24 protein-coding genes are annotated in these 24391 nt (G+C 67.2%); 3 read left to right on the top strand and 21 right to left on the bottom strand.

Features of this window, described 5'->3' with window-relative positions; all coding sequences use genetic code 11:
* Positions 1-9: 9 nt before the first annotated feature.
* On the bottom strand, positions 10-801 hold the full coding sequence (locus RCH15_RS07415; protein WP_326959559.1) for a hypothetical protein: 792 nt from the start codon (positions 799-801) through the stop codon (positions 10-12).
* A 247-nt stretch (positions 802-1048) separates the two neighbouring features.
* Here RCH15_RS07415 and RCH15_RS07410 point away from each other — a divergent pair, with 247 nt between their 5' ends.
* A complete protein-coding gene (locus RCH15_RS07410) occupies positions 1049-1885 on the top strand; it encodes an A/G-specific adenine glycosylase (protein WP_326959693.1) in 837 nt (278 codons plus the stop codon).
* Positions 1886-1935: 50 nt separating this feature from the next.
* Here the strand turns inward: RCH15_RS07410 and RCH15_RS07405 are convergent, their stop codons facing one another.
* The 10 genes from RCH15_RS07405 to lysS form a co-directional block, all read right to left on the bottom strand.
* Positions 1936-3102 carry a serine hydrolase domain-containing protein gene (locus RCH15_RS07405; RefSeq protein ID WP_326959557.1) on the bottom strand — a complete coding sequence of 389 codons (1167 nt, stop codon included), beginning with the start codon at positions 3100-3102 and terminating at the stop codon, positions 1936-1938.
* Positions 3103-3206: 104 nt separating this feature from the next.
* The gene (dhaM, locus tag RCH15_RS07400) at positions 3207-3881 is read right to left on the bottom strand and encodes a dihydroxyacetone kinase phosphoryl donor subunit DhaM (protein ID WP_326959554.1); all 675 of its coding nucleotides are present in this window, start codon (positions 3879-3881) and stop codon (positions 3207-3209) included.
* Entirely contained in the window at positions 3878-4504 is a 627-nt protein-coding gene (gene dhaL, locus RCH15_RS07395) for a dihydroxyacetone kinase subunit DhaL (protein WP_326959552.1), read from the bottom strand. The genes dhaM and dhaL overlap by 4 nt, the downstream gene beginning before the upstream one ends.
* A gap of 2 nt (positions 4505-4506) precedes the next feature.
* The gene (dhaK, locus tag RCH15_RS07390; protein WP_326959550.1) at positions 4507-5508 is read right to left on the bottom strand and encodes a dihydroxyacetone kinase subunit DhaK; all 1002 of its coding nucleotides are present in this window, start codon (positions 5506-5508) and stop codon (positions 4507-4509) included.
* Positions 5509-6056: 548 nt separating this feature from the next.
* Positions 6057-6566 carry an amino-acid N-acetyltransferase gene (locus RCH15_RS07385; RefSeq protein WP_326959548.1) on the bottom strand — a complete coding sequence of 170 codons (510 nt, stop codon included), beginning with the start codon at positions 6564-6566 and terminating at the stop codon, positions 6057-6059.
* A 34-nt stretch (positions 6567-6600) separates the two neighbouring features.
* Positions 6601-8712: a S9 family peptidase gene (locus RCH15_RS07380; RefSeq protein ID WP_326959546.1), complete on the bottom strand. Its 2112-nt coding sequence runs from the start codon at positions 8710-8712 to the stop codon at positions 6601-6603.
* A gap of 213 nt (positions 8713-8925) precedes the next feature.
* Positions 8926-11418 (bottom strand): ATP-dependent Clp protease ATP-binding subunit, encoded by a 2493-nt coding sequence (locus RCH15_RS07375; RefSeq protein ID WP_326959544.1) that lies wholly within the window; start codon positions 11416-11418, stop codon positions 8926-8928.
* A 543-nt stretch (positions 11419-11961) separates the two neighbouring features.
* Positions 11962-12288 carry a histone-like nucleoid-structuring protein Lsr2 gene (locus tag RCH15_RS07370; RefSeq protein ID WP_326959543.1) on the bottom strand — a complete coding sequence of 109 codons (327 nt, stop codon included), beginning with the start codon at positions 12286-12288 and terminating at the stop codon, positions 11962-11964.
* Positions 12289-12425: 137 nt separating this feature from the next.
* Positions 12426-12611, bottom strand: coding sequence for a hypothetical protein (locus RCH15_RS07365; protein WP_326959541.1), 186 nt, complete (start codon positions 12609-12611; stop codon positions 12426-12428).
* 2 nt (positions 12612-12613) lie between these two features.
* Positions 12614-14146 carry a lysine--tRNA ligase gene (gene lysS, locus RCH15_RS07360; RefSeq protein ID WP_326959539.1) on the bottom strand — a complete coding sequence of 511 codons (1533 nt, stop codon included), beginning with the start codon at positions 14144-14146 and terminating at the stop codon, positions 12614-12616.
* Between the two features lie 126 nt (positions 14147-14272).
* On the opposite strand from lysS, the gene RCH15_RS07355 reads away from it, so the two are divergent.
* Positions 14273-14899 (top strand): thymidine kinase, encoded by a 627-nt coding sequence (locus RCH15_RS07355; protein ID WP_326959537.1) that lies wholly within the window; start codon positions 14273-14275, stop codon positions 14897-14899.
* 59 nt (positions 14900-14958) lie between these two features.
* Positions 14959-15792, top strand: coding sequence for an alpha/beta fold hydrolase (locus RCH15_RS07350; protein ID WP_326959535.1), 834 nt, complete (start codon positions 14959-14961; stop codon positions 15790-15792).
* A gap of 24 nt (positions 15793-15816) precedes the next feature.
* Here the strand turns inward: RCH15_RS07350 and RCH15_RS07345 are convergent, their stop codons facing one another.
* The 10 genes from RCH15_RS07345 to folE all read right to left on the bottom strand — a co-directional run bounded on the left by RCH15_RS07345 (position 15817) and on the right by folE (position 24391).
* Complete coding sequence (locus RCH15_RS07345) at positions 15817-17292, bottom strand: DHA2 family efflux MFS transporter permease subunit (RefSeq protein WP_326959533.1); 1476 nt, start codon at positions 17290-17292, stop codon at positions 15817-15819.
* 166 nt (positions 17293-17458) lie between these two features.
* The gene (gene panC, locus RCH15_RS07340; RefSeq protein ID WP_326959531.1) at positions 17459-18358 is read right to left on the bottom strand and encodes a pantoate--beta-alanine ligase; all 900 of its coding nucleotides are present in this window, start codon (positions 18356-18358) and stop codon (positions 17459-17461) included.
* A gap of 1 nt (position 18359) precedes the next feature.
* Positions 18360-19280: a Rossmann-like and DUF2520 domain-containing protein gene (locus RCH15_RS07335; RefSeq protein ID WP_326959529.1), complete on the bottom strand. Its 921-nt coding sequence runs from the start codon at positions 19278-19280 to the stop codon at positions 18360-18362.
* Positions 19273-20880, bottom strand: a complete 1608-nt coding sequence (locus RCH15_RS07330; protein WP_326959527.1) for a PH domain-containing protein — start codon at positions 20878-20880, stop codon at positions 19273-19275. The genes RCH15_RS07335 and RCH15_RS07330 overlap by 8 nt, the downstream gene beginning before the upstream one ends.
* Positions 20877-21389, bottom strand: a complete 513-nt coding sequence (locus RCH15_RS07325) for a PH domain-containing protein (protein ID WP_326959525.1) — start codon at positions 21387-21389, stop codon at positions 20877-20879. The genes RCH15_RS07330 and RCH15_RS07325 overlap by 4 nt, the downstream gene beginning before the upstream one ends.
* Positions 21370-21891, bottom strand: coding sequence for a DUF3180 domain-containing protein (locus RCH15_RS07320; protein ID WP_326959692.1), 522 nt, complete (start codon positions 21889-21891; stop codon positions 21370-21372). The genes RCH15_RS07325 and RCH15_RS07320 overlap by 20 nt, the downstream gene beginning before the upstream one ends.
* A complete protein-coding gene (gene folK, locus RCH15_RS07315) occupies positions 21891-22418 on the bottom strand; it encodes a 2-amino-4-hydroxy-6-hydroxymethyldihydropteridine diphosphokinase (RefSeq protein ID WP_326959524.1) in 528 nt (175 codons plus the stop codon). The genes RCH15_RS07320 and folK overlap by 1 nt, the downstream gene beginning before the upstream one ends.
* Complete coding sequence (gene folB / locus RCH15_RS07310) at positions 22415-22786, bottom strand: dihydroneopterin aldolase (protein WP_326959522.1); 372 nt, start codon at positions 22784-22786, stop codon at positions 22415-22417. Before folB ends, folK begins: the two co-directional genes overlap by 4 nt.
* Before the next feature lie 13 nt (positions 22787-22799).
* Positions 22800-23735 carry a dihydropteroate synthase gene (gene folP / locus RCH15_RS07305; RefSeq protein WP_326959520.1) on the bottom strand — a complete coding sequence of 312 codons (936 nt, stop codon included), beginning with the start codon at positions 23733-23735 and terminating at the stop codon, positions 22800-22802.
* Between the two features lie 11 nt (positions 23736-23746).
* Positions 23747-24391: a GTP cyclohydrolase I FolE gene (gene folE, locus RCH15_RS07300; protein ID WP_326959518.1), complete on the bottom strand. Its 645-nt coding sequence runs from the start codon at positions 24389-24391 to the stop codon at positions 23747-23749.

Raw genomic sequence — 24391 nt, 5'->3', positions numbered from 1 at the left:
CCGGTGGGGTCAGTTGAGTCGGAACACGGCTCTGGGACTGGTTTTATTCGCCAGCCTGGCGGTGAAGACGTAAGAGGCGCCGCCTGATCCCGGCTTGGCCTCGATCGGCGCGCAGCCCTGGACTGTGCGGTTGCGCTGCCAGGGGAAGGTGGCGGTTTCACTTTGCCCCGGCGCGATGGTCTTCACGAGCTCCGTGGAGTCTGCCTGACAGTCGGTGGACGAGAAAATCCGGTCGGCGCCGCTGCTGATCAGAAACTCCATCTGGGAGGTCCCCATGTTGATCTCGCACGGCACCCTGTTGCCGTTCGTTACCTTGAGCGTCAGCAGCGGTTTCTCGCCGGCCGCGTAGGCAGGTTTGTCGGTGGAGGCCGTTACGGTCACAAGGCCCTGCTCGCAGCCGTCGCCCGTTGGGGTGGCCGAGACAGAAGGGGTGGCTTCCGGGGAATCAGCTGGCTCCGTTGCCTGGCCGGCCGCTGTTGTTTGTCCGCCGGAGGGGGCCTGGCCTGCGTTGAGGACGCTTGCGACGGCGGCGAATCCGCCGAAAGCGATCGCGATCACCAGCAGGAGGGCCGCGCCGACGAACAGCCGCCTGCGGCGGTGGACGGGGCTGACGGGGTTCCTTGCCGGCTTCCGGGCGGAGGCTCCGGAGGGCTTCCGGGCGGGGGCGGGCGGGGCCTTGCGCGGCGGATGGCGGTCGGAGTCCCGTGTCGCACCGCGATCCGCGGGTCGGCCCGGGCCCGCTCCGCTGCCGGACGCGCCCGGGCGGAATCCGTGAGTTCCTGGAGTGTCTTGCCTGCCCATCCTCCTAGGCTAGAGAACCGCGCCGGGTATGTGGCCCTCCCACGCCGCGGGGCGGAGTGTGGCCCTCATCTATTACGCTGAATTCATCAAAGCTCTAGCCGATTCCCCCGCAGCCCCCGCAGCCGACCGCCCGCAGGGCATTCCCGCGGACGTTCCGCTGGCCGTCCTTCACGAGGCCCTCAGCGCCTGGTTTGGCGAAAACGCCCGGGACCTGCCGTGGCGGGCGGCGGATTGCACCCCGTGGGGTGTGCTGGTCAGCGAGGTCATGCTGCAGCAGACGCCGGTGGTGCGCGTGCTGCCCGTCTGGGAGGAGTGGCTTCGGCGCTGGCCGGGACCGGCCGATCTGGCCCGGGAGCCGGCCGGTGAAGCTGTCCGCGCCTGGGGAAGGCTGGGCTATCCTCGCCGCGCCCTCCGGCTGCATGCGGCCGCCGTCGCCATCGTCGCCAGCCACGGCGGCGAAGTGCCCGGGACGTACCCGGAGCTGCTGGAGTTACCGGGAGTAGGGAGCTACACGGCAGCAGCCGTCGCTGCGTTCGCCTTTGGCCGCCGCGAAACGGTGGTGGATACCAACATCCGCCGCGTTCACGCCCGCTTGTTTTCCGGCGCCGCCCTGCCCACACAGGCCCTGACCGCCGCCGAAATGCGCCTCGCGGCCCAGGCGCTGCCCGTTGACGCAGGCCGGTCCGTCCGCTGGAATGCCGCCGTCATGGAGCTCGGCGCCATGGTGTGCACCGCACGGTCACCCAAATGCGGGCAATGCCCGGTCACAAGCTCCTGCGCCTGGCGGGCGGCCGGCGAGCCGCCGCCGACGTACACGCCGAAGGGGCAGTCATGGCATGGAACGGACCGCCAGGTCCGGGGGGCCGTGCTGGCGGTGCTCCGGGTGGCTGAGTCCCCGGTCGCGCCCGAACTGTTCCAGCAGGCGGCAGCGGACCTGGGCTTTGAACCCGCGGGAATCGGAGTTCCCCTTGCCGCCCTGCACCGGCTCAACTCAGCCCCGGAACAGCTGGAGCGTGCTCTGGCGGGTCTGCTCAGCGACGGCCTGGCGGAGCTGCATCCGGCCGGGTTCCGGCTGCCTGCCTAGTCCCCCAGGCTTTATCCCCCACCCCCAATCACCTGGGTGTTTTCCTCAGATCATCCTTCCAGGGCCGCCTGAAGTGCCTGCACGAGGGCAGAACCCCGCCGGTCGTCCTGGCCTTTGAGTACGTTCGTTGTATAGGCGAAGCCCACTTTGTGCTCGGGGTCCGCGAACGCGACTTGCCCTCCGGCGCCGTCGTGGCCGAAGGAGCGGGACGTCAGAAACGTGCGGCGCTCAGAGGTCAGCATGAAGCCGGTGCCCCAGCGCGGATACGGGCCGGGAAGCCACCACACGGGCGCCCCTTCGCTTTGCACTTCCGTCATGTCCTGGATGACGGAATCATCGAGGAGTCTTACCCCTCGGGTTGGGGTGACGGCGGCCGACCAAATCGTCGCCAGGGCGTTGGCAGTTGCGATACCGCCGGCCCCGGGGATCTCCGCCTTCTGAACCCGGGGATCATCAAAACCCTCACCGGGCCGGACAAGAGTTGCCGGGAAGGCGGCCCCGAGCGTCATGGACCGCTCCATCCAATACGCGTCCGTGGGGTCGATCCCGGATCCACCCGGAGCAGCATCATCGGGGGTGTCGCTGGCGATCAGCCGGGCTACCCGGGCGGCGGCGGAGTCCGGCAGCCCAATCCAGAAGTCAGCGCCAAGCGGTCCGGTAACCGTTGCCCGGAGGTACTCAGAGACGGTTTGTCCCGTTGCCCGCCCAACCAGTTCTCCTGTGAGCCATCCGAAGGTCAGTGCGTGGTATCCGTAAGCCGTGCCGGGCTCCCAGAGGGGCTCCTGGTCCGCGAGGGTGTTGACGACGGCGTTCCAATCCAGGGCCGTTTCGAGGTCGATGTCCTGCCGCGGGGCGGCGAGGCCGGCCCGGTGGGCCAGGAGTTGGCGGACAGTGATGCGTTCCTTGCCGTTTGCTCCGAACTCCGGCCAGTAATCGGTGACGGCGGCATCAAGCTTCAGGGTGCCGCTCTGCACGAGCTGGCCGATGAGAAGGGACATGACGCCTTTGGTACAGGAAAAGACGACCGTTGGAGTATCCGCCTCCCAGGCTCTGGAGGTGTAGGGGTCGGCGACTCCAGCCCAAATATCGACCACGGGCTCGCCACCGATCAACACAGCGAGGGCCGATCCGCCGGAGGACCCGCGGTTAGTCTCCCCGAAGGTCTCTGCGAGGTTTTCGAATCCGGGTGCGACGAAGCCGTGAACGTGGGGGTGCATGAAATGGCCTAACTGCAGATTCCGGCCCTCGAGGGCTGGAGTGGCGATCCTGGCGATAAACAGCGCTGCGAGAAAGCGCCGGGGGAAAGGAAGACGACGGTGTTCTAGGGTTCACCGAAGCCCGCTGTGATGAGGCCGCGCAGATAGTCCACGGCTTTCGCGGCGTCCGGTCCGCCCGCTTCGACGTGCAGGACGGTGCCTTTTCCGGCCCCGAGCATCATCAGCTCGGTCATCGACGCGCCGTCGGCGCCGTTGATGGTGACCTCGGCGTCCATGCCGGCCAGTCCGCCGGCAATTTTGGCAGCCGGGCGGGCGTGCATGCCGGCCTGGTTGACCAGTTCGAAGTCCCCGCTGGCCTCCGGGGGCAGGTGGCCGTGCGCGTGCTGGGCCGGAGCTGGCGGCCGGTAGACGGCTTCGGCCGCTTCTTTCACACCTTCCGGATCCGCCCCGGCCTGGGCTGCCACGGCGGCCGCGACAAGCCCCTCCACCAGCGGGGCATCGGCGAGCAATACCGAGGACGGATCGGCGAGGAATTCCACCGCGGACTCGGCCGTCATCACGGCCGAGCCGAGGTCGGTCAGGACAACGATGCCGTCACGGTCGGCGTCGCCGGCCTGTTCCAGCGCCGCCATGACCCGCTCGAGGCTGGTGCCGATCCGGCCGTCGTCGGTGCCGCCGGCCGGGAGGATGAGCACGTCGGGTGCCATTTGGGCGGCCAGCTCGACGGCGCCGTCGGCGATCTTTTCGCTGTGCGAGACGACGACGAGCTTGACCGTCATTCTGCCGCCCCGGCGGCGGCGCGCAGGATCAGCGCGGTGGACACGGCGCCCGGATCCCGGTGGCCGATACTGCGCTCCCCGAGGTAGCTGGCACGTCCCTTGCGCGCAAGCATGGGGTCGGTGGACACGGCGCCGGCTTCGGCCGCGTCCGCGGCGGCGGCCAGCACCTTGCGGACATCGCTGTCCCCGGCGGCGGAGGCAGCCGCGTCGACTGCCGGAGTCCAGGCATCGACCATGGTCTTGTCGCCCGGCTCGGCCTTACCGCGGGCCACGATCCCGTCCCGGGCGGCCTGGAGGGCGGCGGCGAGTGTGGCGGCGTCAATCTCGGACTCCTCGCCGAGAGCGGTGCCCGCCCGCAGGAAAGCCGTTCCGTAGAGCGGGCCGGCGGCTCCTCCGACTTTGGACATCAGGGTCATGGCGGTCAGCTTGAGCGCCGCGCCGGCCGTTTCCGGGGGCGCCTCGGCGACCTTGGCCATCACCGCCTTGAAGCCGCGGTCCATGTTCTCCCCGTGGTCCGAATCACCGATGGGCCTGTCCAGTTCGATGAGCTCTTCCCGGTGCTCCGCCATGGCCTCAGCCGAGAGTGTCAGCCACCGAAGGGCCCAGTTGACGTCCAGCCCCATGGTCAGGCGCCCCAGCGGAGAGCCGCAGTGTGGACGGGTGCGTCCCAGAGCGCCGTCATCTCATCATCGAGCCGCAGCACGGTGATGGAGCAGCCCTGCATTTCGAGGGCTGTGATGTAGTTGCCTACCAGTGACCGTTCCACGGTGATGCCCTGGGCGGCCAGTTGCTGCACGGCACGGCGGTACACGATGTAGAGCTCGCTCTGCGGGGTGCCGCCCATGCCGTTGACAAACAGGAGCACTTTCTCGCCGGACTTCACTCCGAGGTCGCTGATTACCGGTTCCAGCAGGCGGTCGGTGATGCCGTCGGCGTTTTCCATCGGAATCCGGTGCCGGCCGGGTTCTCCGTGGATGCCGATGCCGATCTCGATCTCGTTTTCCTCCAGCACGAAACTTGGTGACCCGGCGTGCGGGACGGTGCAGGCTGTCAACGCGACGCCCATGCTGCGCACGTTGTGGTTGACCCGGTCGCCGATTGCCGCGACGGCGTCGAGGCTGTCCCCGCGTTCCGCGGCGGCGCCGGCGATCTTCTCCACCAGGACCGTTCCGCCTACCCCGCGCCGGCCGGCGGTGTACAGCGAGTCCTGCACTGCGACGTCGTCATTGACCAGCACGGTCCGGACGTCGACGCCCTCCGCCTGGGCCAGTTCCGCGGCTGTCTCGAAGTTCAGGACGTCGCCGGTGTAGTTCTTCACGATGTGGACGACGCCGGCGCCCGAGTTGACGGCGAGGGTCGCCGGCAGGATCTGGTCCGGTGTGGGCGAGGTGAAGACGGCCCCCGGAACCGCGGCGTCGAGCATGCCGCGCCCGACGTAGCCGGCATGCAGGGGCTCGTGCCCGCTGCCGCCGCCGGAGACGAGCCCGACTTTTCCTGCCACCGGCGCGTCCTTGCGCACGATGTATTTCGGGTCCGCAAAGACGGTCACGAGGTCGGCGTGGGCAAGCCCGAAGCCCTCCACTGATTCGTCAACCACGGCGCGGGGATCATTGATGAGCTTCTTCATGGCGGTGCTCCCTGGATGGTGTCCTGGCTGCTTGGTTAGACCCTACTACCGGGGCCCTGCCAGCGGTAGGCTCCGTTCCACAACCTCGGCCGGCTGAGTCCGGACGCAGCCGGAAGGTTTTCGCTTCGGAATCCGCGGGTGTTTCGGCTTGGTTTGTCAGCCGGTTTTGTCCGCGCACAACCGAAAATTGGGCCAGGCGTCGCCGCCGAGCCAAGAGAAAGGCGGCGTGTTCAGTTGTCCCCGCTCGACGCCGGCCCCTGGCCCGGTTCCGGAACCCGCCCCCGGGAGATTGACGGGCGCCGGGTCCTTTGACGTCTCTTCCACGGTGCCGGGGACCGCTGCGCGGTTTGGAACGGATCCGCTGGCCATGGTCATTTGGAATGCAGAGAAGTCTGGAAAAACCGCGCGCTCGGACAAGTTGTTACCTCCGGGTAATGTGGTCCACCCCCTGGACCGGGATCAGTTTATCCATCAGATTTACGGATGGGAAGACCCGCTGCAGCGTCCCGGGCTGGGGGCCTCCGCGGCCCGTCGGCGGCTGGCCGGACCTAGAGCGTCTTGATCATCCGGGTGTTGCCGAGCGTATTCGGCTTCACCCGGGCAAGATCCAGGAACTCGGCAACACCCTCATCGTGCGAGCGCAGCAACTCGGAGTACACCACGGGGTCGACGGCGGTCTGATCGGCCATGACTTCGAAGCCGTGCTTCCGAAAGAACTCCACCTCGAACGTCAGGCAGAACACGCGGGAGACGCCCAAGGCCCGGGCGTCCCCGAGCAGCCGCTCAACCAGGCGGTGGCCCACGCCTTTCCCCCGCCAGGCAGTTGACGCCGCGAGTGTGCGCACCTCGGCCAGGTCCTCCCACATCACGTGCAGGGCTCCGCAGCCGATCACTTCGCCGTCCGGCGCCTCGGCGATCCTGAACTCCTGCAGGCTCTCGTAGTAGGCCACCGTTTCCTTGGCCATCAGGATCCGCTGGTCGGCCAGCGGAGCCACGAGGGCCTTGATCGCTCCGACGTCGCTGGTGCGGGCAAGGCGAAGGCGGATTGGTTCAGTCACAGCCCAATCCTACGGGGAACCGCAGGTGGGAGGCTCAGAGACCGAGCTCATCCGGCACCGGAAGGTCCTTATCCAGCAGGTTCCTTGCGAGGAAGTGCTCCACGACGCCGTACCAGACCTTGGCGTGCTGGGGCTTGAGAATCCAGTGGTTCTCGTCCGGGAAGTACAGGAAGCGGTGGTCCGTCCTGCCGTCCTCGTCGGCTGCCAGCTGCGACTTGGCGAGCAGTTCGTACCAGAGCCGCAGTCCCTCCCCGATTGGGACGCGGTAGTCCTTGTCCCCGTGGATGACGAGCATGGGTGTGCTGATGTTCTCCACGTGCAGGTGCGGGGAGTTCGCCTTGGCCATGTCGGCCGTCATCTCCCTGAGCCAGTAGTCCGCCGAGTCCGTAGTGGGGCCGAACTGGTCCAGCGCCCAGAGACTGGCGTGGGTAACTATGGCCTTGAACCGGTCGGTGTGGCCGGCCACCCAGTTCGCCATGTACCCGCCGAAGGAACCACCCATGGCCGCTGTCCGGGTCTCATCGATGTCCGGCCGTTGCACCACCGCGTCGGTGATGGACATCAGGTCGGTGAAGGGAGCTTTGCCCCATTCACCCCAGCCGCGCTGTATGTGGTGCTGCCCGTATCCGGTGGAGAGCGCCGGGTCCGGCAGCAGGACCGCGTAGCCGCGCGCCACGAGCAGCCAGGGGTTCCAGCGCCACGTCCAGGCGTTCCACGAACCGAGCGGACCGCCGTGGATCCACAGCAGGAGGGGCGCCGGGTTGCCCGCCGAGGCTCCCTCCGGAAGTGCCAGGTACGCCGGCACGCGCATGCCGTCCGCGGCGGTCGCCTCGACGCGTTCCAGTGTGCCGTGGTGGTCCGGGCGCTCCGCAGGTGCCGGGAGCCGGGTGACCTCACCGCTGTGCAAGTTGATCCGCACGGCCTCGGCGGGAAACTCGTAGGAACTGCGCAGCGCATAGGCGCTGTGGCCGTCCGGGGCGGCCACCACGTCGGTGTAGGCGGCGGCGTCGGCCGTCAGCCGGGTGACCTGGCCGGCTCCCCCGCCGCCGGTCACCCCGATCCGAAACACCGGAGAGGCGCCGTCTTCATCCGCCGTGACGAGCAAGGCGGATCCGTCCGGCAGCCAGGCCGCCGGGCGCGGCCAGCGGTCCCAGCCTGCGGCCAGCGGGGTCAGTTCCCCGCCGCCGGAGGTGACGTCCAGAAGGTGCAGCGCCACCACCGGGGCCGCTTCCGGGGTGGTATCGGTTTCGCTCACTACCGCCAGGGTCCTGCCGTCGGGGCTGACCGGGCCGGGAAAGTAGTTCATGCCGTCGGCGTCGAGCAGGACCCGGCGGGTGCCGGTGAGGGCGTCGATTGCCACCAGGACGGTGCGGGAGCCGGCCTTCGCGAGCGGCCTGGTGAAGCTGGCGTACAGTGTCTTCCCGTCCGGGCTGACGACGGTGACCGCCTCGCGGAGTCCGTTGCCGGCGTCGGGGGTCAGGTTGCGCAGTGTCACCGGCGGCCGGGCATCGACCGTAGCAGGCTTGCCTGGCTCCGGTTCCGCGCCGGGTTCGACGGCGAACAGCCGCGGCTGCGCAGGGCCCAGATCTGCATCCCAGTAGCGGACCGGATAGCCGCTGTGGAGGATGGCCGCTACCTTGTTCTCCTTGCGGGCTTTGCGGCGGTCCTCGTCATTGCCCTCGTCCGTGGAGCCTGCGAGCACCGATGCGGTGACGAACAGAGCGTCGGCCTCCTGCGCGGCCAGGAGTCCACTGACGCCGCCCGCGCGGGAGAGTGCGACGCGGGCCTCACCCCCGTGGGATGGCAGAACCCAGAGCGCGTTGACCGGCTCAGCATCCGGGCTTTCGGGGTCCGGCCGGGCGGAGGTGAAATACAGAGTGCCGTCGGCCGCAAAGACGGCACCTGCTTCACCCTTGGCGCTCCGGGTGATCCGGCGGGCCTGCTCTTCGCCGGCGGGGTCCACTTCCCAAAGCGCGGTGCGATATTCGGTGCCTTGATCGTTCAGCGTGGCCACTGTGGTGACCAGCCGCCCGCCGTCGGGACTCAATGCCAGTCCGCTGACCCGCGGGATGGCGAGGTAGTGGTCGACGTCATGAAAGGGTGTTTCGGGCGTTGCGCCCCGGGTCAGCGGTTCGGTGGAAGCCATTCTCCGATTCAACACCCCCTGTGCGCCGGATCACATCAAGTTCACTAAGAGTGAAACGGTACTTTCAGATACCTGGTCGCCGGTTGCGGTAACTCACGGCCGTGGCGAAGGCGACGGGGTTTGAGCGGGAGGCAAGGTGGCAAGGCAAAGGCCCCGCCTCCCTGGTCGGGAAGACGGGGCCTTGGAGCCGGTGCCAGCGCGCCGGAGCTCCTGCTAGACGCTCGGAGCGATCTCCGGGATGAGCGGCTTGGCGTTGCCGGCGAAGGTGAACTTGGCGTCGTCGCCTTCGCCGTCCACATCCACCACAACGATGTCGCCGGCGTGGATTTCGCCGAAGAGGATCTTCTCGGAGAGCTGGTCCTCGATCTCGCGCTGGATGGTGCGGCGCAGCGGCCGGGCACCCATGGCGGGATCGTACCCGCGGGTTGCCAGCAAAATCTTGGCGGCGGGCGTGAGCTCGATGCCCATGTCCTTGTCCTTGAGCCGCTTTTCCAGCCGGCCGACGAACATGTCCACGATCTCGATGATCTCGTCCTGGGTCAGCTGCGGGAACACCACAACGTCGTCAACACGGTTCAGGAACTCAGGGCGGAAGTGCTGCTTGAGTTCCTCCGTGACCCGGGCCCGCATCCGGTTGTAGCCGGTCTGCGTGTCCGTGCCCGACTGGAAGCCGGTGGCGACGGTCTTTGAGATGTCCCGGGTGCCGAGGTTGGTGGTCATGATGATCACGGTGTTCTTGAAGTCCACCACGCGGCCCTGGGAGTCGGTCAACCGGCCGTCTTCCAGGATTTGCAGCAGTGAGTTGAAGAGGTCGGCGTGTGCTTTCTCCACTTCGTCGAACAGCACCACGGAGAACGGACGACGGCGGACCTTCTCGGTCAGCTGGCCACCTTCCTCGTAGCCCACGTAGCCCGGAGGGGCACCGAAGAGACGCGACACCGTGTGCTTCTCCGAGTACTCTGACATGTCCAGGGTGATCAGGGCGTCTTCCTCGCCGAAGAGGAATTCGGCCAGGGCCTTGGCGAGCTCTGTCTTGCCGACGCCGGTGGGGCCGGCGAAGATGAACGAACCGCCCGGACGCTTCGGGTCCTTGAGACCCGCACGGGTGCGGCGGATCGCCTGGGACAGCGACTTGATGGCCTCGTTCTGGCCGACAACGCGCTTATGCAGCTCGTCTTCCATCTTCAGCAGACGCGAGGATTCTTCCTCGGTGAGCTTGAAGACCGGGATGCCGGTGGAGTTCGCCAGCACCTCGGCGATGAGATCCTCGTCAACCTCGGAGATGTCGTCCATGCCGCCGGTCTTCCACTGGCGTTCCTTCTCTGCGCGCTCGGCAATGAGCTTCTGCTCCTTGTCGCGCAGCGAGGCGGCACCTTCGAAGTCCTGCGCGTCAATCGCGGATTCCTTCTCCAGCTTCATGGCAGCGATTTTCTCATCCATGACCTTGAGCTCCGGCGGGGCGGTCATCCTGCGGATGCGCAACCGCGCGCCGGCCTCATCGATCAGGTCGATCGCCTTGTCCGGCAGGAAGCGGTCCGAGATGTAGCGCTCGGAGAGGCTGGCTGCCGAGGCGAGGGCGCCGTCGGTGATGGTGACGCGGTGGTGTGCCTCGTACCGGTCCCGGAGGCCCTTGAGGATCTCGATCGCGTGGGCGACGGAGGGTTCCTTGACCTGGATCGGCTGGAAGCGGCGCTCCAGCGCGGCGTCCTTCTCGATGTGCTTGCGGTACTCATCCAGCGTGGTGGCGCCGATCGTCTGGAGCTCACCGCGGGCCAGCATGGGCTTCAGGATCGAGGCCGCGTCGATGGCTCCCTCGGCGGCACCGGCACCCACCAGGGTGTGGATCTCATCGATGAACAAGATGATGTCGCCGCGGGTGCGGATTTCCTTCAGTACCTTTTTGAGGCGCTCTTCGAAGTCACCGCGGTAGCGCGAACCGGCCACGAGGGACCCGAGGTCCAGCGTGTACAGCTGCTTGTCCCGGATGGTCTCCGGAACGTCGCCGCGGACAATTGCCTGGGCAAGGCCTTCGACGACGGCGGTCTTACCGACGCCGGGCTCACCGATCAGCACGGGGTTGTTCTTGGTGCGGCGGGAAAGGACCTGCATGACGCGTTCCATTTCCGATTCGCGCCCAATGACGGGGTCCAGCTTGTTCTCGCGGGCAGCCTGGGTCAGGTTGCGGCCAAACTGGTCCAGGACCACCGAACCGGCAGGGGTGCCTTCGGCCTGGCCCGGGCCAACACCGGCCCCGGTGGTTTCCTTGCCCTGGTAACCCGAGAGGAGCTGGATGACCTGCTGGCGGACCCGGTTGAGGTCGGCACCGAGCTTGACCAGCACTTGGGCGGCAACACCTTCACCCTCGCGGATGAGGCCGAGCAGGATGTGCTCCGTGCCGATGTAGTTGTGTCCCAGCTGCAGCGCCTCGCGAAGCGAAAGCTCAAGGACTTTCTTGGCGCGGGGAGTGAAGGGGATGTGACCGGACGGGGCCTGCTGGCCCTGGCCGATGATCTCCTGCACCTGCTCGCGGACGCCGTCGAGCGAAATGCTCAAGGACTCAAGGGCTTTGGCAGCAACACCTTCACCTTCATGGATCAGACCCAAGAGGATGTGTTCGGTACCAATGTAATTATGGTTCAGCATGCGTGCCTCTTCTTGGGCAAGCACAACTACGCGACGGGCACGGTCCGTAAATCGCTCAAACATTTTCGCCACACTCCTAGCTACGACGTACTTTGATGCTACGTGGCCGGGTTCAAGATTTGGGGCTTGTTCGCCACAGGGGAAACCGGGGCACCGCCGCCGCGTTCGGTCGGAGGCCGGACCGGGGACTGCACGGGCCCGCCCGGGCGGGGATCCGCTGGCAGCAGCGCCCACACCTGGAGGCCTGCGTCCTGCCCGGTTGCTTGTTCTGATCCAGCAGATATGCGGCGTGTTCCGGGTACTGAGCCACGTCCCGGGCGGGCACCGGGCTGGAGCGCGCCGCCGCCATCTGTACGCACTCCAACTGCACAACGCACCCCAACTGCACAACGCACACCAACTGCACGCCGCATACCAACTGCCGCCGGCTGCACTTCCGGCCGGGAACGACAAAGCCCCCGGCAAAAGCGGGGGCAAAGTCTTAGTTGTACGCCGGGTCTTAGTTGTGCGCCGGGTCTTAGTTGTCGCACCAGGTCTTCAGTTGTCGCAATGCGTCCACCTGGCCGCACTGCGTCTTGCGATCCACTGGCGCGGGCTGAGACCGAGTTAGGAATTCGCCTTTTGGTAGGCTTCCTGAATTTCAGCCTGGATACGGCCTCGGCTGTTTACTGCGTAGCCGTTATCACGCGCCCACTGCCGGATCTGGGCGGAGTCCTGGTTCCGGCCGGATGAAACCTTGGTGCGCGTCGCGCGTCCACTCGACGTCTTGCGTGCGTGCCCGACAAACCGCTCAACTGCGGAGCGCAGCTCGGAAGCATTCTCCGAGGACAGGTCAATTTCGTAGCTGACGCCGTCAAGGCCAAACCGGACAGTTTCGTCCGCGGATCCCCCATCCAGATCATCAACGAGGATGATTTTTACTTTCTGTGCCATTAAAGACTCTCTTTCCAAAAGGACGAGTATTAAGGAAAAGCAGGATGTTACTGCTTAAAAGTATCCTCTGCTTTATGGCAGCGAGTCAAAGTCAAAATAAGTTTCCAAAGGAAAACCCAAGGCGAAATAGCCTGCTATTAGTCGGAACCGTTGGAATGGCCGTCGCGGCGGAACGTATCGGCCTGCGCATTTCCGTCGGCTTCCGCCTGGGCCCGTGCCTCGGCCTGGCGCTCTGACTTATCCGCATTGAAGATCGACTTCATGGCGAACCAGAAAAGCAGACCGACCACCACGGAGGGAAGCAATACAGCAATGTAGTCCATGGTCAGTGTCCTTCGGGCTTCAGCAGCGGGAACAGAATGGTCTCGCGGATGCCCGCGCCGGTGAAAAGCATGACCAGCCGGTCGATGCCGAGGCCGATCCCGCCCATGGGCGGGGCGCCGTACTCAAGCGCGCGAAGAAAGTCCTCATCCAGTTGCATGGCTTCCACGTCGCCTGCAGCGGAGCGGCGGGACTGCTCGGTGAGCCGTTCGCGCTGGATCACCGGGTCGATGAGTTCAGAGAACGCCGTCCCCCGCTCCATGCCGCCGATAATGAGGTCCCACGCTTCAATCAGCCGGTCATCCTCGCGGTGCTGGCGGGCCAGCGGCTGGGCCGATGGCGGGTAGTCGTACACGAAGGTCGGGTTCAGCAGTGTCGGCTCAACCAGTTCACCGAAGAGTTCCACCACGAGCTTCTCGGCATCCCACGCGGCGTCCACCTTGACCTCGTGCTTGGCAGCGAGAGCCAGCAGGTCCGGGGCCGGGGTGTCCGGGGTGACCTCCTGGCCCACGAAGTCGGAGAGTCCCGGGTAGACCGCCATCCAGGCCCAGTCGCCGTCGAGGTTAATTTCGCCGGCCTCGGTCTGCAGGACCCGGCCCACTCCGGCGGCGTCGGCGGCGTCGAGGATGAGTTCCTTGATCCGGTCCGCCATGACGAACTGGTCGGCCCAGGCCTCGTAGCTTTCCAGGGTGGTGAATTCCGGGCTGTGGGTGGAGTCCACGCCCTCGTTGCGGAAGACCCGGCCCATGTCATAGACACGGTCGATGCCGCCGACGACGGTGCGCTTAAGGTACAGCTCGGTGGCGATCCGCAGCGTCATTTTCTGGTCAAACGCGTTCATGTGCGTCTCGAAGGGGCGGGCCGTTGCGCCGCCGTGGACCAGTTGCAGCATCGGGGTTTCCACCTCGACATAGCCTTGGCGGTGCAGGGTCTCGCGGATGGAACGCGTGATGGCGGCGCGGGTATAGACCATTTCGCGGGCTTCATCGCGGACGATCAGATCCACGTAGCGCTGGCGGACGCGGGTTTCTTCGTTGAGCTCGGCGTGCAGCACAGGCAGCGGGCGGAGCGCTTTGGACGCCATTGACCAGGACCCGGCCATAACGGAAAGCTCTCCGCGGCGCGAGGAGATGACCTCGCCCTTGATGTAGACATGGTCCCCGAGGTCCACGAGTGCCTTCCAGTCAGCGAGCGCGTCCTCGCCGATGTTTGCCAGGCTCAGCATGACCTGGAGCCGGACGGCCTTGCCGTCGACGCCGCCTTCCTGCAGGGTGGCGAAGCACAGCTTGCCCGTGTTGCGGATGAAGACGATGCGGCCGGTCACCCCCACAACGTCGCCGGTGGTTTCGTCAGCTTCCAGATGCGCGTATTTCTCCCGGACCTCTCCCAGTGAATGAGTGCGTTCAACGCCCACGGGGTACGCCTCGCCGCCGCGTTCGATCAGCTTGGCGCGCTTCTCCATCCGGACGCGGGTCTGCTCGCTGGCATCGTGGGAGTCGGCTGCGGTGTGCGGGGCGGAGGTGTTTTGGGAAGTCACAATCCCCAAGTTTACCGGGGATTGAGCCCGCGCAGGTTTACGTACGGCGCGCAGGCGCCGGCTCAGGCTGGGCCGCTGGGGGACGCGCCTTTACAATCGGTGGGCGACCATTTCGAAAGGACCCCCTTGGCCAAGCTTTACTTCCGCTACGGCGCCATGAACTCCGGCAAATCGACGGGGCTGCTGCAGGCCGCCTTCAACTATGAGGAACGCGGCCAGCGCGTCCTGCTGGCCAAGCCGGATGTGGACACCAAGGGCGATTCCGACGTCGTGTCCCGGCTGGGGATGACCCGTTCCGTGGACTTCCTGGTCCCGGCCGGGGCCTCAGCCCGTGGTCTGTTCACCGCCCACGCCCATGGTGACGACCCCGACGCGCTGCTCAAGCACGTTGACACGAAACCGGTCGCGTGCCTGCTGGTGGATGAGGCGCAGTTCCTGGAACCGGCCCAGGTGGATGACCTGTTCCGGATCGCGGTGCTGGACAACGTTCCCGTGCTGGCTTACGGCATCCGCACTGATTTCCGTACCCGGGCATTTCCGGGATCGCTGCGCCTCCTGGAGATCGCGCACACCCTCGAGGAGCTGAAAACCATCTGCCGTTGCGGCCGGAAGGCTATTTTCAATACCCGCCGGGCCGGCGACGAGGTGGTCTTCGACGGCGACCAGGTCGCAATCGACGGCCAGGACGTCTGGTACGAGTCTCTGTGCGGCTCCTGCTACCTCGAAGCCTCCACCGGCCGGCTCGGCGGCTGACCGACCGGGTTGCCGGAACGCTACTACGCCGTAGCTGCAGCCTCGGCTAGGCTCGGAGCATGACCCGCGAGAACATCAGAACCCCCGACGGTGGAACGATCGAGCTTTTCAGCACGGGTGCCGAGCTCGCCTCAGCCGGTTCCGGTGTCGTGGTCGTTCCGGCCTCCATGGTGACAGCCGCGGATTACACCCGCTTCGCCCAGAAACTCAGCGCCTCCCTGGGCCGCCCGGTGCACACGTTCAACCGGCGCGGCCGCGGCTCATCCTCCCCGCAGCCGGAGGATTACACCCTCGACGTGGACATCCACGACCTCGATGCCGTCATGAAGCACACGTCCAGCACGGACGTCTTCGGGCACAGTTTCGGCGGGGCGGTGGCATTGCACGCGGCCCGCACCCTGCCGGTGGAACGCCTCGCGGTCTACGATCCCGCCGTCTCCGTAAACCACAGCGTCACCGCTGACTGGACTCCCGAGTACGAGAAGGCGACGGCAGCCGGGGACGACGACCGCGCCCTTGCAGTCCTGCTCAGGGGCCTGGAGACCGGCAGCGCCCTGTCCAGGATGCCGCTGTCCATGCTGACCCTGGCGAACAAGCTCTCTGCAGGAACACCGCTCGGCAAGCAGATGCGCGAGCTGATGAAAACCGGCGTCCGGGAGATCAAGGCGATCATCGCCGCCGATATGCCCGCCGAGCCGTTCCTGGAGCTGCCGCTGGAAACGCTGATCGTTGTGGGCGAGAAGAGTCCGGCGTACTTCGGCGTGGCCTGCGCCCAGATCCACGAGGTTCTCTCCGGGTCCAGCTACACGATCCTGCCGGGCATGGGGCACGACGGCGTGAACAAGGCGCCGGACAAACTCATCTCCGAACTCAGCGCCTTCTTCGCCAGTTAGCGCCTCCCCCGCAACCGGCGCGGGTCAGTGTGCGGCTGCCGGGTGCACCACCGCGTCCGTCTTGCGCATCATCGCGGCCAGCACGACGGCGGCGACGGCGATGGCCGATGCGGTGAGGAACGCTGCGTGCATTCCCGCGACCATCCCCGATCCCGCGGACACCACAGCGTAGATCGAAACGAGCAGCGCCGTACCGGCGGCCCCCGCCACCTGTTGCGAGGTGTTCATGATGGCCGAACCGTGCGAGTAGAGGTGCGGCGGCAGCGGGTTCAGCCCGGTGGTGAAAGCCGGCGTGAAGATCAGGGCGAGGCCCAGGCTGAGGCTCACGTGCAACGTGATAATCCAGCCGACCGGAGTACCCGCGTCCAGCAAGGAGAACTGGAACAAAGCCGCCACCAGCAACAGTGAACCGGTGACTGTCAACGGCAGCGGCCCTACCTTGTCGAAGATCCGCCCGATGAACGGGCCCAGCAGGCCCATGGCGAGTCCGCCGGGAAGCAGAGACAGCCCCGTCTCCAGTGACGTCAGCCCCCGCACTTCCTGCAGGTACAGCGGCAGGAGGATCACGGCCCCGAACAGGGCGATCATGGCAATCACCAGCAGCAGCACGGAGACTGTGAACATCCGGAAGTTGAAGGCCCGCAGGTCCAGCAACGGCGCCTCGGCCTTTTGCAGCCGGACCTGGCGGAAGACGAACGCTGCCAGGGAGAGAACGCCAACGGCCAGCGCGGTGATGGCGGGGGCACCGGGACCGCCCTGGCCGCCGCCGCCGATCTGGCTCAAGCCGTACACGAGCCCGCCGAAGGCCGGAACGGTCAGCAGCACCGACGGCACGTCAAGCCTGGTGTGTTCCCTTTCGCCGATGTTGGTCAGGTATTTGGCGCCGATGGCGAACGCGGCGAGCGCGATCGGCAGGACGAAGACGAACATGAAGCGCCAGGAGAAGTGCTCAAGAATCACGCCGGACACTGTGGGTCCCATGGCCGGAGCCACAGAGATGGCGATGCTGACGTTGCCCATGACGAAGCCGCGGCGGGCTATGGGAACCAAGGTGAGGATGGTGGTCATGAGCAGCGGCAGCATGATGGCCGTCCCGCCGGCCTGGATGATCCGGGCGAGCAGAAGGATTTCGAATCCCGGGGCCAGTGCTGCGAGCAGCGTGCCGCCGGAGAAGAGCCCCATGGCCAGCATGAAGACAGCGCGGGTGGTGAGCCGCTGCAGGATGAAGCCGGTGGTGGGGATCACGACGGCCATGGTGAGCATGAAGCCGGTGGACAGCCACTGCACGGTGGGGGCGGTGACACGGAGGTCCACCATGAGCCGCTGCAGCGCGACGTTCATGATGGTTTCGTTCAGGATCACCACAAACGTGGCCACCAGCAAGGTGGCGATGATGGTGACCGATTCCCGGGACATCTTCGCCGGCGGTGCGGCGCCGCCGCTGGAATCTCGGGTCCGCGCGGGATCGCCGGCGGGCTTGGAAGAGACGTCAGTGCTCATGGGGTTCCCTCAGGAAGTCTTGTGAAGTGGGTGGACAGCGTCGGCGCTGACTGATGGTCAAACAATCCCGGCCGGGGAGTAATTCCCGCCGGTTAAAACCATGCGGGTCAAACCCGGTCCAACGTGGAATTCAGCCTGGGCGCCAGGTGACCCGCGTCGCTTGGGGTCAGGAGTCCAGCGGAACGTTGTCGATCAGCCGGACCGGGCCGACTGTTGCTGCGATGATCGCCAGGGCCTCGCCGCGGAACGGGGTCTCCCGGCAGTTCTCGGCAAGCGGTTCCAGCGTTCGCGGATCCACCACTTCCAAGTAGTCCAGCTGCACGAGGGGCTGGGATTCCACGAGCGCCTGCGCGGACTCGAGGTCCAGCGGCTGGTGGGCGTTGGCGCGTTCCTCAATCAGCCGCAGCGCCCGGGAAAGCACCAGGGCCGCTTCGCGTTCCCCGGCGCTGAGGAAGCGGTTGCGGCTGGACAGCGCCAGCCCGTCCGTGGAACGCACGATCGGCACTGCCACGATCTCCACGGGGAAGTTCAGGTCAGCCACCATGCGCCGGACCAGGGTCAGCTGTTGGGCGTCTTTTTGACCGAAATACGCCCGGTAAGCCGGCAATTCCGTTCCGCCGGAGGCCCCTGGCAGTCCGTAGTGCAGCAGCTTGGCCACCACGGTCAGGGCGCCGTCGAAGTGCCCGGGACGGGACGCGCCCTCCCATTTGCCGGCTATCGGCCCCCCGTTGATCCGCACCGACGGCTCCCCGCCGGGGTAGACCTCCGCAACGTCGGGAGCAAAGACCAGGTCCACTCCCACGGCGTCCAGGAGCGCAAGGTCCGCGTCCAGGGTCCGCGGGTACCGTTCCAGGTCGACGGCCTCGCCGAACTGCAGCGGGTTCACGAAGATACTCGCCACCACCACATCGTTTTGTTCGACGGCCGTGCGGGCCAGCTCCGCGTGGCCCTCGTGCAGGGCGCCCATGGTGGGCACCAGACCCTGCGAGGTGCCGCCCTTGGCCTTGAGCAGCCGGGCGCTTTCGGCCCGGAGCCGGGCGGCGGTGGTCACGACTTGGATCGCCAAGTTACAAGCCTTCCGTGGGATTCGGGCCGGCGCCGTCGGGGCCTTCCAGCGCCTGGTTGACGCCGTCGAGTTGCTCCCGCTTCAGCAGTCCCCGGCGCCCGGCCCGCCGGGCCGTCGCACGGGCCATGGCCAGGTACGCCTCCAGAATATCGCCGCCCGAGCCGGCGTCGTGCTCCCGCAACGATTCGGCGTGTGCTGCAAGAGTACCCACATCACCGCGGGCCACCGGCCCGGTCAGGGCGGATTCACCGGATGCGAGTGCGTTCTCGAGCGTCGCGCGCAGCAGCGGACCGAGCATGCGTTCGGGAGACTCGACGCCGACCTCCCGGAGCAGCTGCGAAGCCTGCGCCACCAGCGTGACGAGGTGGTTCGAGCCGTGGGCGAGAGCCGCGTGGTAGAGGGTGCGGTCGGCCTCGGCAATGGCGACCGGTTCGGCACCCATTTCCACCACCAGGGCCTGCGCGATCGGCAACATGGCGGCGTCCGCTGTGACGCCGAAGGTGCAGTCCAGCAGCCGGGTCAGGTCCAGGCTCATCCCGGTAAAGGTCATGGCCGGGTGCAGCGCCAGCGGGATGGCACCAGCGGCGCGGACCGGGTGCAGGATGCCGACGCCAAAACGGCCGGAGGTGTGGGCCACCAGCTGGCCGGGCTGCCATGCTCCGAGCTTCGCCAGGCCTTCCACGAGCGGGCCGAGGGCGTCGTCCGGCACGGCCAGGAGCACCAGCTCGGCGCGTTCGACGACATCCTGCACGTCCAGGACCGGGACGCCGGGAAGCAGGGCCTCTGCCCGCTCGCGGCTGGCATCGGAAACGGCGGAAACTCCGATGATGGCGTGCTCTGCGCCGCGCAGCGCCGCGCCCAGGATGGCGCCGACTTTGCCGGCGCCGATGATTCCGATGCCGAGCCGTCCTGGTTTAACCATGATGCTGGCCTTCCTGCCTGTTGGGGTCTTCGGTGGAGGGGTTTCCGGTGGATGCGGGGTCTTCGAGGGGGGCAGGAGTTCCGTTGCCGGCTGGCCCGCCGGGACGGGCCGGTCCGGCGACGAGGGGACGGACCTTCTCCAGCCAGTGCTCGCTGGTCTGCCGCCGGCGGGCCGCCCGGGCGCGTGCCGCCTGCGCGTCCAGCAATTCGCGCCCCTCGTCCAGGCCCACCTGGATCAGCCGCGGTGACACCGGTCCGGACGTCGTGTGCAGCACCAGGTCAGCGACCCGGAACCGGCGGGCCAGGGGGCCTTGCTGCAGCGCCATGGACTGCGTGCGCTGGTGCGGGACCACCACGAGATGCCGCCACGTCCGGCCCGAGCGGATAAGGAGGGCAGTGCCGGTGGCGGTGAAACCGTTCCGCCGCCAGCCCAGGGGCGCCAACAGCCGGGCCCGGTGCGGGGTAGTGACGAAGCCGCCGTCGTCCGCCGCGGAACCCGCCGGGCCCCCGGAGCCTGCCGCGTCGGGAGGGCGGGCTGCGGAGCCGAGGCCGTGGACTCCGGCGGTGAAGACCGGCAACGGGTCCGGGGTGCCCGGGTCCGGCAGGACCAGGGAGAGCATTGTGAGCACCTGGGGGAAGGTTCCCACCGGCAGCAAAGTGGTCCGGGACGAGCCTCCGCCGTTTTCTCCCGCGGCGCCGTAACCGGCCACGTTGACCTCAATCCGGTACCAGCCAAGGAACCGCCAAAGCGGAGGCTGGCTCACGCGCAGGGCCTGGATCCGGCCCGGCGGCAGAGTCTGCGCCTGGGTGTCCAGCAGCCCGTAGCGCAACCGGATGCCGTCCGGCGAAATGGCCACGGTGAAGTTGTAGCCCCTGTTGATGGAGTTCCAGTACGCAGCCACCATGCCGAGCACGGCAGGAATCAGGAAGAGGTAGAAACTGCGGTTCTCGGTCGCAGCGGACAGCAGCACAGACGCTGCACCGCCGGCCACCACAACGACGCTTTGTTCGCTCAGGAGCAGGGAACCCACCAGGCGCCCCGGCGGGACGGTGAGCACTGCCTGTTCGGGTGCCTCCGAAGCCGGGGCCGCAGGGTCCTCGGCGGCCGGACCCGCGCCTGAGGCGCGGGCCAGGATTGTGGCCCTCAGCTGCCGCGCCTCATCCATACGGAGGTAGGCGAGTCGCATGGCGGACTCACCGGCGTCAGCTACCTCGAACTTGAGCTCGGCCAGCCCGAAAATCCGGGCCAGCAGCGGCTGCACAATATCAATGGCCTGGACCCGGTCCAGCCGGGCCTGCCGCTGCTGCTTGAAGAGGAACCCGGAATTGACCCGGACGTACCCCTCGGCCACCTGATAGCGGGTGAAATACCAGCTCAGGACATAACCCACGACGGTCAGCAACAGCACCACGCCGCCGCCGAGCAGCAGCCACGGGGCCCGGCCCGCGATCTGGTCATTGACGAGTGGGCCGCCCCGGAGGAGGCGTTCGAAGGTGTCCCGAAAGAAGAAGAATCCGATGGCGGCCAGCGCCACCCAGCCACGCACGAACGGCGAGGCCGGATGCACCCGCAGCCACGCGCCGTCGGGGGTTCCGGTCACAGTCCGGCCAACCGGGCTTCACCGCGCGCGGAAAGCTGTTCGCGGAGCCGGGCGCCTTCCGCGGCGGGCAGGCCCGGAATCAGGGCGTTGGTGCCGGCGGAGGCGGTGTGCAGTTTCAGGGTGCACAGTCCCAGGCTGCGTTCCACGGGGCCCGCGCCGATGTCCACGTACTGCATGCGGCCATAGGGGACCACAAGGATGCGCTGGAAGAAGATGCCGCGGCGGATCAGTAAGTCATCTTCCCGCTCCGCGTAGCCGATCGCCCGCACCTGGCGGGGAATGAGCAGGAGCCGCCACAGGGCCAGGACCAGCATGCCGGCCGGGACGGCGACGGCCAGCCACAGTGGAAAGGACGGCCACCAGCCGTTAACGACCAGCACGAGTGGCAGGCACAGGAGGGCGACGACGAGGATATTCGCCAGCGCCCAGCCGGCGATCCGCACGGTGACGTACTTCGGCGAGACGCGCCGCCAGGTGATGCCCGGGGGGTCAATCGCCTCGGTACGCATATTCGCCTTCCGCGTTGGGCTTGCGCTTTTCCTGGCGGCCCGGGGCCGATTCGCCCTCGCCGTCCTCGGGAGGGATCCGGCAGAACCGTTCCACGATCAAGCCCACCGCGATCATGACCAGACCGCCGCCGCCCATGGCCACGGCCTGCCAGGCAAGGCTTTGGTCGCTGCGCAGGTTCCAGAGTCGAAGCTGGTCGACGAAGATCCCGGCATGCCAGCCGAGCAGGACACTGCCGGTGTAGGCGCAGGCCTGGGCGAGGACCAGGGTCCAGGCGGCCAGGATCGGGTTGAGCAGTGTCTTCTTGTTGCCGTTGCGCCATCGCAGCACCCTGACCCCGAGCACGAGGGTCAGTACCACAATGACACCCATGGTGATGAGTCCCGTCAGCGGCAGGACGGGCGTGTTCAGGCTGTAACGGGTGGTCAACAGGGCGGCGAGCCAGCCCAGGACCCCCACGGCCAGCGCAATGATGAACAGCACCAGGGGGTTGGTCAGCTTCATCATTCCGCTGCTCCGGCCACACCGTGCAAGTTTTCGAAGCCGTCAAACGGGAGAAGGCCGGCGAAGTCCGGCGCCTTGACGGCGAGCTCGCTGACGCGTTCGCCGTCAAGTTCGGCCGCGGGGTCGATGAGCGACCAGGGGTAGAGGACGAACGCCCGCTGGGCTGCGCGCGGGTGGGGAAGGGTGAGCTCCGGGTCGGAACTGGCCAGCTCCCCGTAGGTGATGATGTCCACGTCGAGGGTGCGCGGGCCCCAGTGGACGTCGCGGACCCGGAGGTGCTTTTGTTCCACCGCGTGGCAGTGCTGGAGGAGCTCATGCGCCGTCAGCGTGGTGTCCACGGCGATCACCATGTTGAGGAAGTCCGGCTGGCCGGCCGGACCGCCCACTGCCTTGGTCTGGACAATCGGCGAGATGGCCAGGAGGCGGACTTCGGGCGGATCGACAATATCCGCGACGGCCGCCGAGAGGGTGTCGCTGCGGGCCCCCAGGTTGCTGCCGAGTGCGAGGACCGCCCGGGTGTAGCTCATGGCTGCTCCTGGCGGGTCCGCCGGACGCTGACGGAGACATCGCCGAACGCCACGTCGATCGGGGCTTTGGGTTTGTGCACCGTGATGCCCACCGCCGCGGCGACGGGGAATCTGGCCAGGATGTCCTCGGCGATCCGCACGGCCAGCGCCTCGATCAGGTTTACGGGTTCCCCCGTGATCCAGGCCCGGATGCAATCGGCCACTTCGCCGTAGTGCGCGGTGTCCAGCACGTCGTCGGACGCGGCCGCCCTGCTGAAATCCAGGTGCAGGACAGCGTCAACTACAAACGGCTGACCATTGCGCCGTTCGAAATCAAATACTCCGTGATGCCCGACGGCGGTAACGCCGCTCAACGTGATCTGGTCCATGGTGGGCTGCCGTTCAGACGACGGCGGCGGCTGAAGCCGCTGCCGGGGCCGCCACCCGGGCGGCGACTTTGACGGCGTCGAGGCTGGAACCGACGTCGTGGACCCGGACCGCCCAGGCGCCCCGGTAGGCACTGATGGCGGTCACCGCGGCGGTGGCGGCATCGCGTTCGGCGGGCGGAGCGGCCTTGCCGGCAACGGTCAAAAGGCTGCCGAGGAACCGCTTGCGGGAGGCGGCGACGAGGACCTTGTGCCCCATGGCCTGCAGCACTTCCAGGTGCGTGAGCAGTTCCCAGTTCTGCGCATCGGTCTTGGAAAAGCCCAGACCCGGGTCCACGATGATCTGCTCCGGGGTGACGCCGGCGGCGTAGAGCTTGTCGCGGATGCCGGTGAGCTCGGCGGCGACGTCCGCGGCGACGTCCGCGTAGTCGGTCAGCGTGTCCATGGTGCTGGCGTTGCCGCGGCGGTGGGTGAGGATGTAAGGGGCTTTGCTGCGGGCCGCGAGCTCGGCCATCTCAGGTTCCATGCCAAGCCCCGAGACGTCATTGATGATCGCGGCGCCGGCGTCCAGCGCTGCTGCCGCGGTGGACGCGTGGGTGGTGTCGATGCTGACCAGGGCGCCGGCTTTGACCAGTGCCGAGATCACGGGCAGGACGCGTCGCTGTTCTTCACCGGGCTCCACGTCCGTGGCGCCCGGGCGGGTGGATTCACCACCGACGTCGATAATGTCGGCGCCGGCGTAGAACATACGCAATCCGGCGGCAACAGCGGAGTCCGCGGTGGGGTGCTGGCCGCCGTCGCTGAAGGAGTCCGGGGTGACGTTCAGGATCCCCATCACAAGCGTCCGGTCCGTGGGCAGATCCTGAAACTTCGCCGCCGGCCGGGGCTTGCGCAGTACCGGCAGGGGCGAGGTCGCGGGGCCGGTTCCGGGAGCTGCAGCGAGGGAATCCATAGTCTGGGGTATTACCTTCCGATGATGAGGCTCATGGCCTCGGCGCGGGTGGCCGGGTCATGGAGTTGTCCGCGGACCGCGCTGGTGACTGTCCTGGCGCCGGGCTTGCGGATGCCCCGCATGGACATGCAGAGGTGTTCACATTCGACGACGACGATTGCGCCGCGCGGCTTGAGGTGTGTGACGAGGGCTTCGACGATCTGCGTGGTCAGACGTTCCTGGACCTGGGGGCGGCGGGCAAACAGGTCCACGAGCCGCGCCAGTTTGCTGAGCCCGGTGACTTTCCCGTCGTGGGAGGGAATGTACCCGACGTGGGCAACACCGTGGAACGGCACCAGGTGGTGCTCGCAGGTGGAGTAGAACGGGATGTCCTTGACCAGGACGAGTTCCTCGTGGTCCAGGTCGAAGGTGGTGGCCAGGATTTCCGCCGGGTCGTGGTGGAGTCCGGCAAACATCTCGGCGTAGGCCTTCGCCACCCTTTTCGGGGTGTCTACCAGGCCGCTGCGATCCGGGTCCTCGCCGATTGCGAGCAGGATTTCCCGAACAGCCGCCTGGATCCGGCTCTGGTCCACGGCGGCAGGGCCGGGGACGGACCCTCCCGCCACCGCAGCAGCGGTGGCGGGAGCGTCGTCGTCGTCATTGAAGAAAGAAGTCAC

Origin of the sequence: Arthrobacter sp. MP_M4 (genome assembly GCF_035984855.1) — a bacterium.
Taxonomy (GTDB): Bacteria; Actinomycetota; Actinomycetes; order Actinomycetales; family Micrococcaceae; genus Arthrobacter.
The sequence above is the reverse complement of the archived record's forward strand: the minus strand, read 5'-3'. Positions and strand labels throughout refer to the sequence as shown.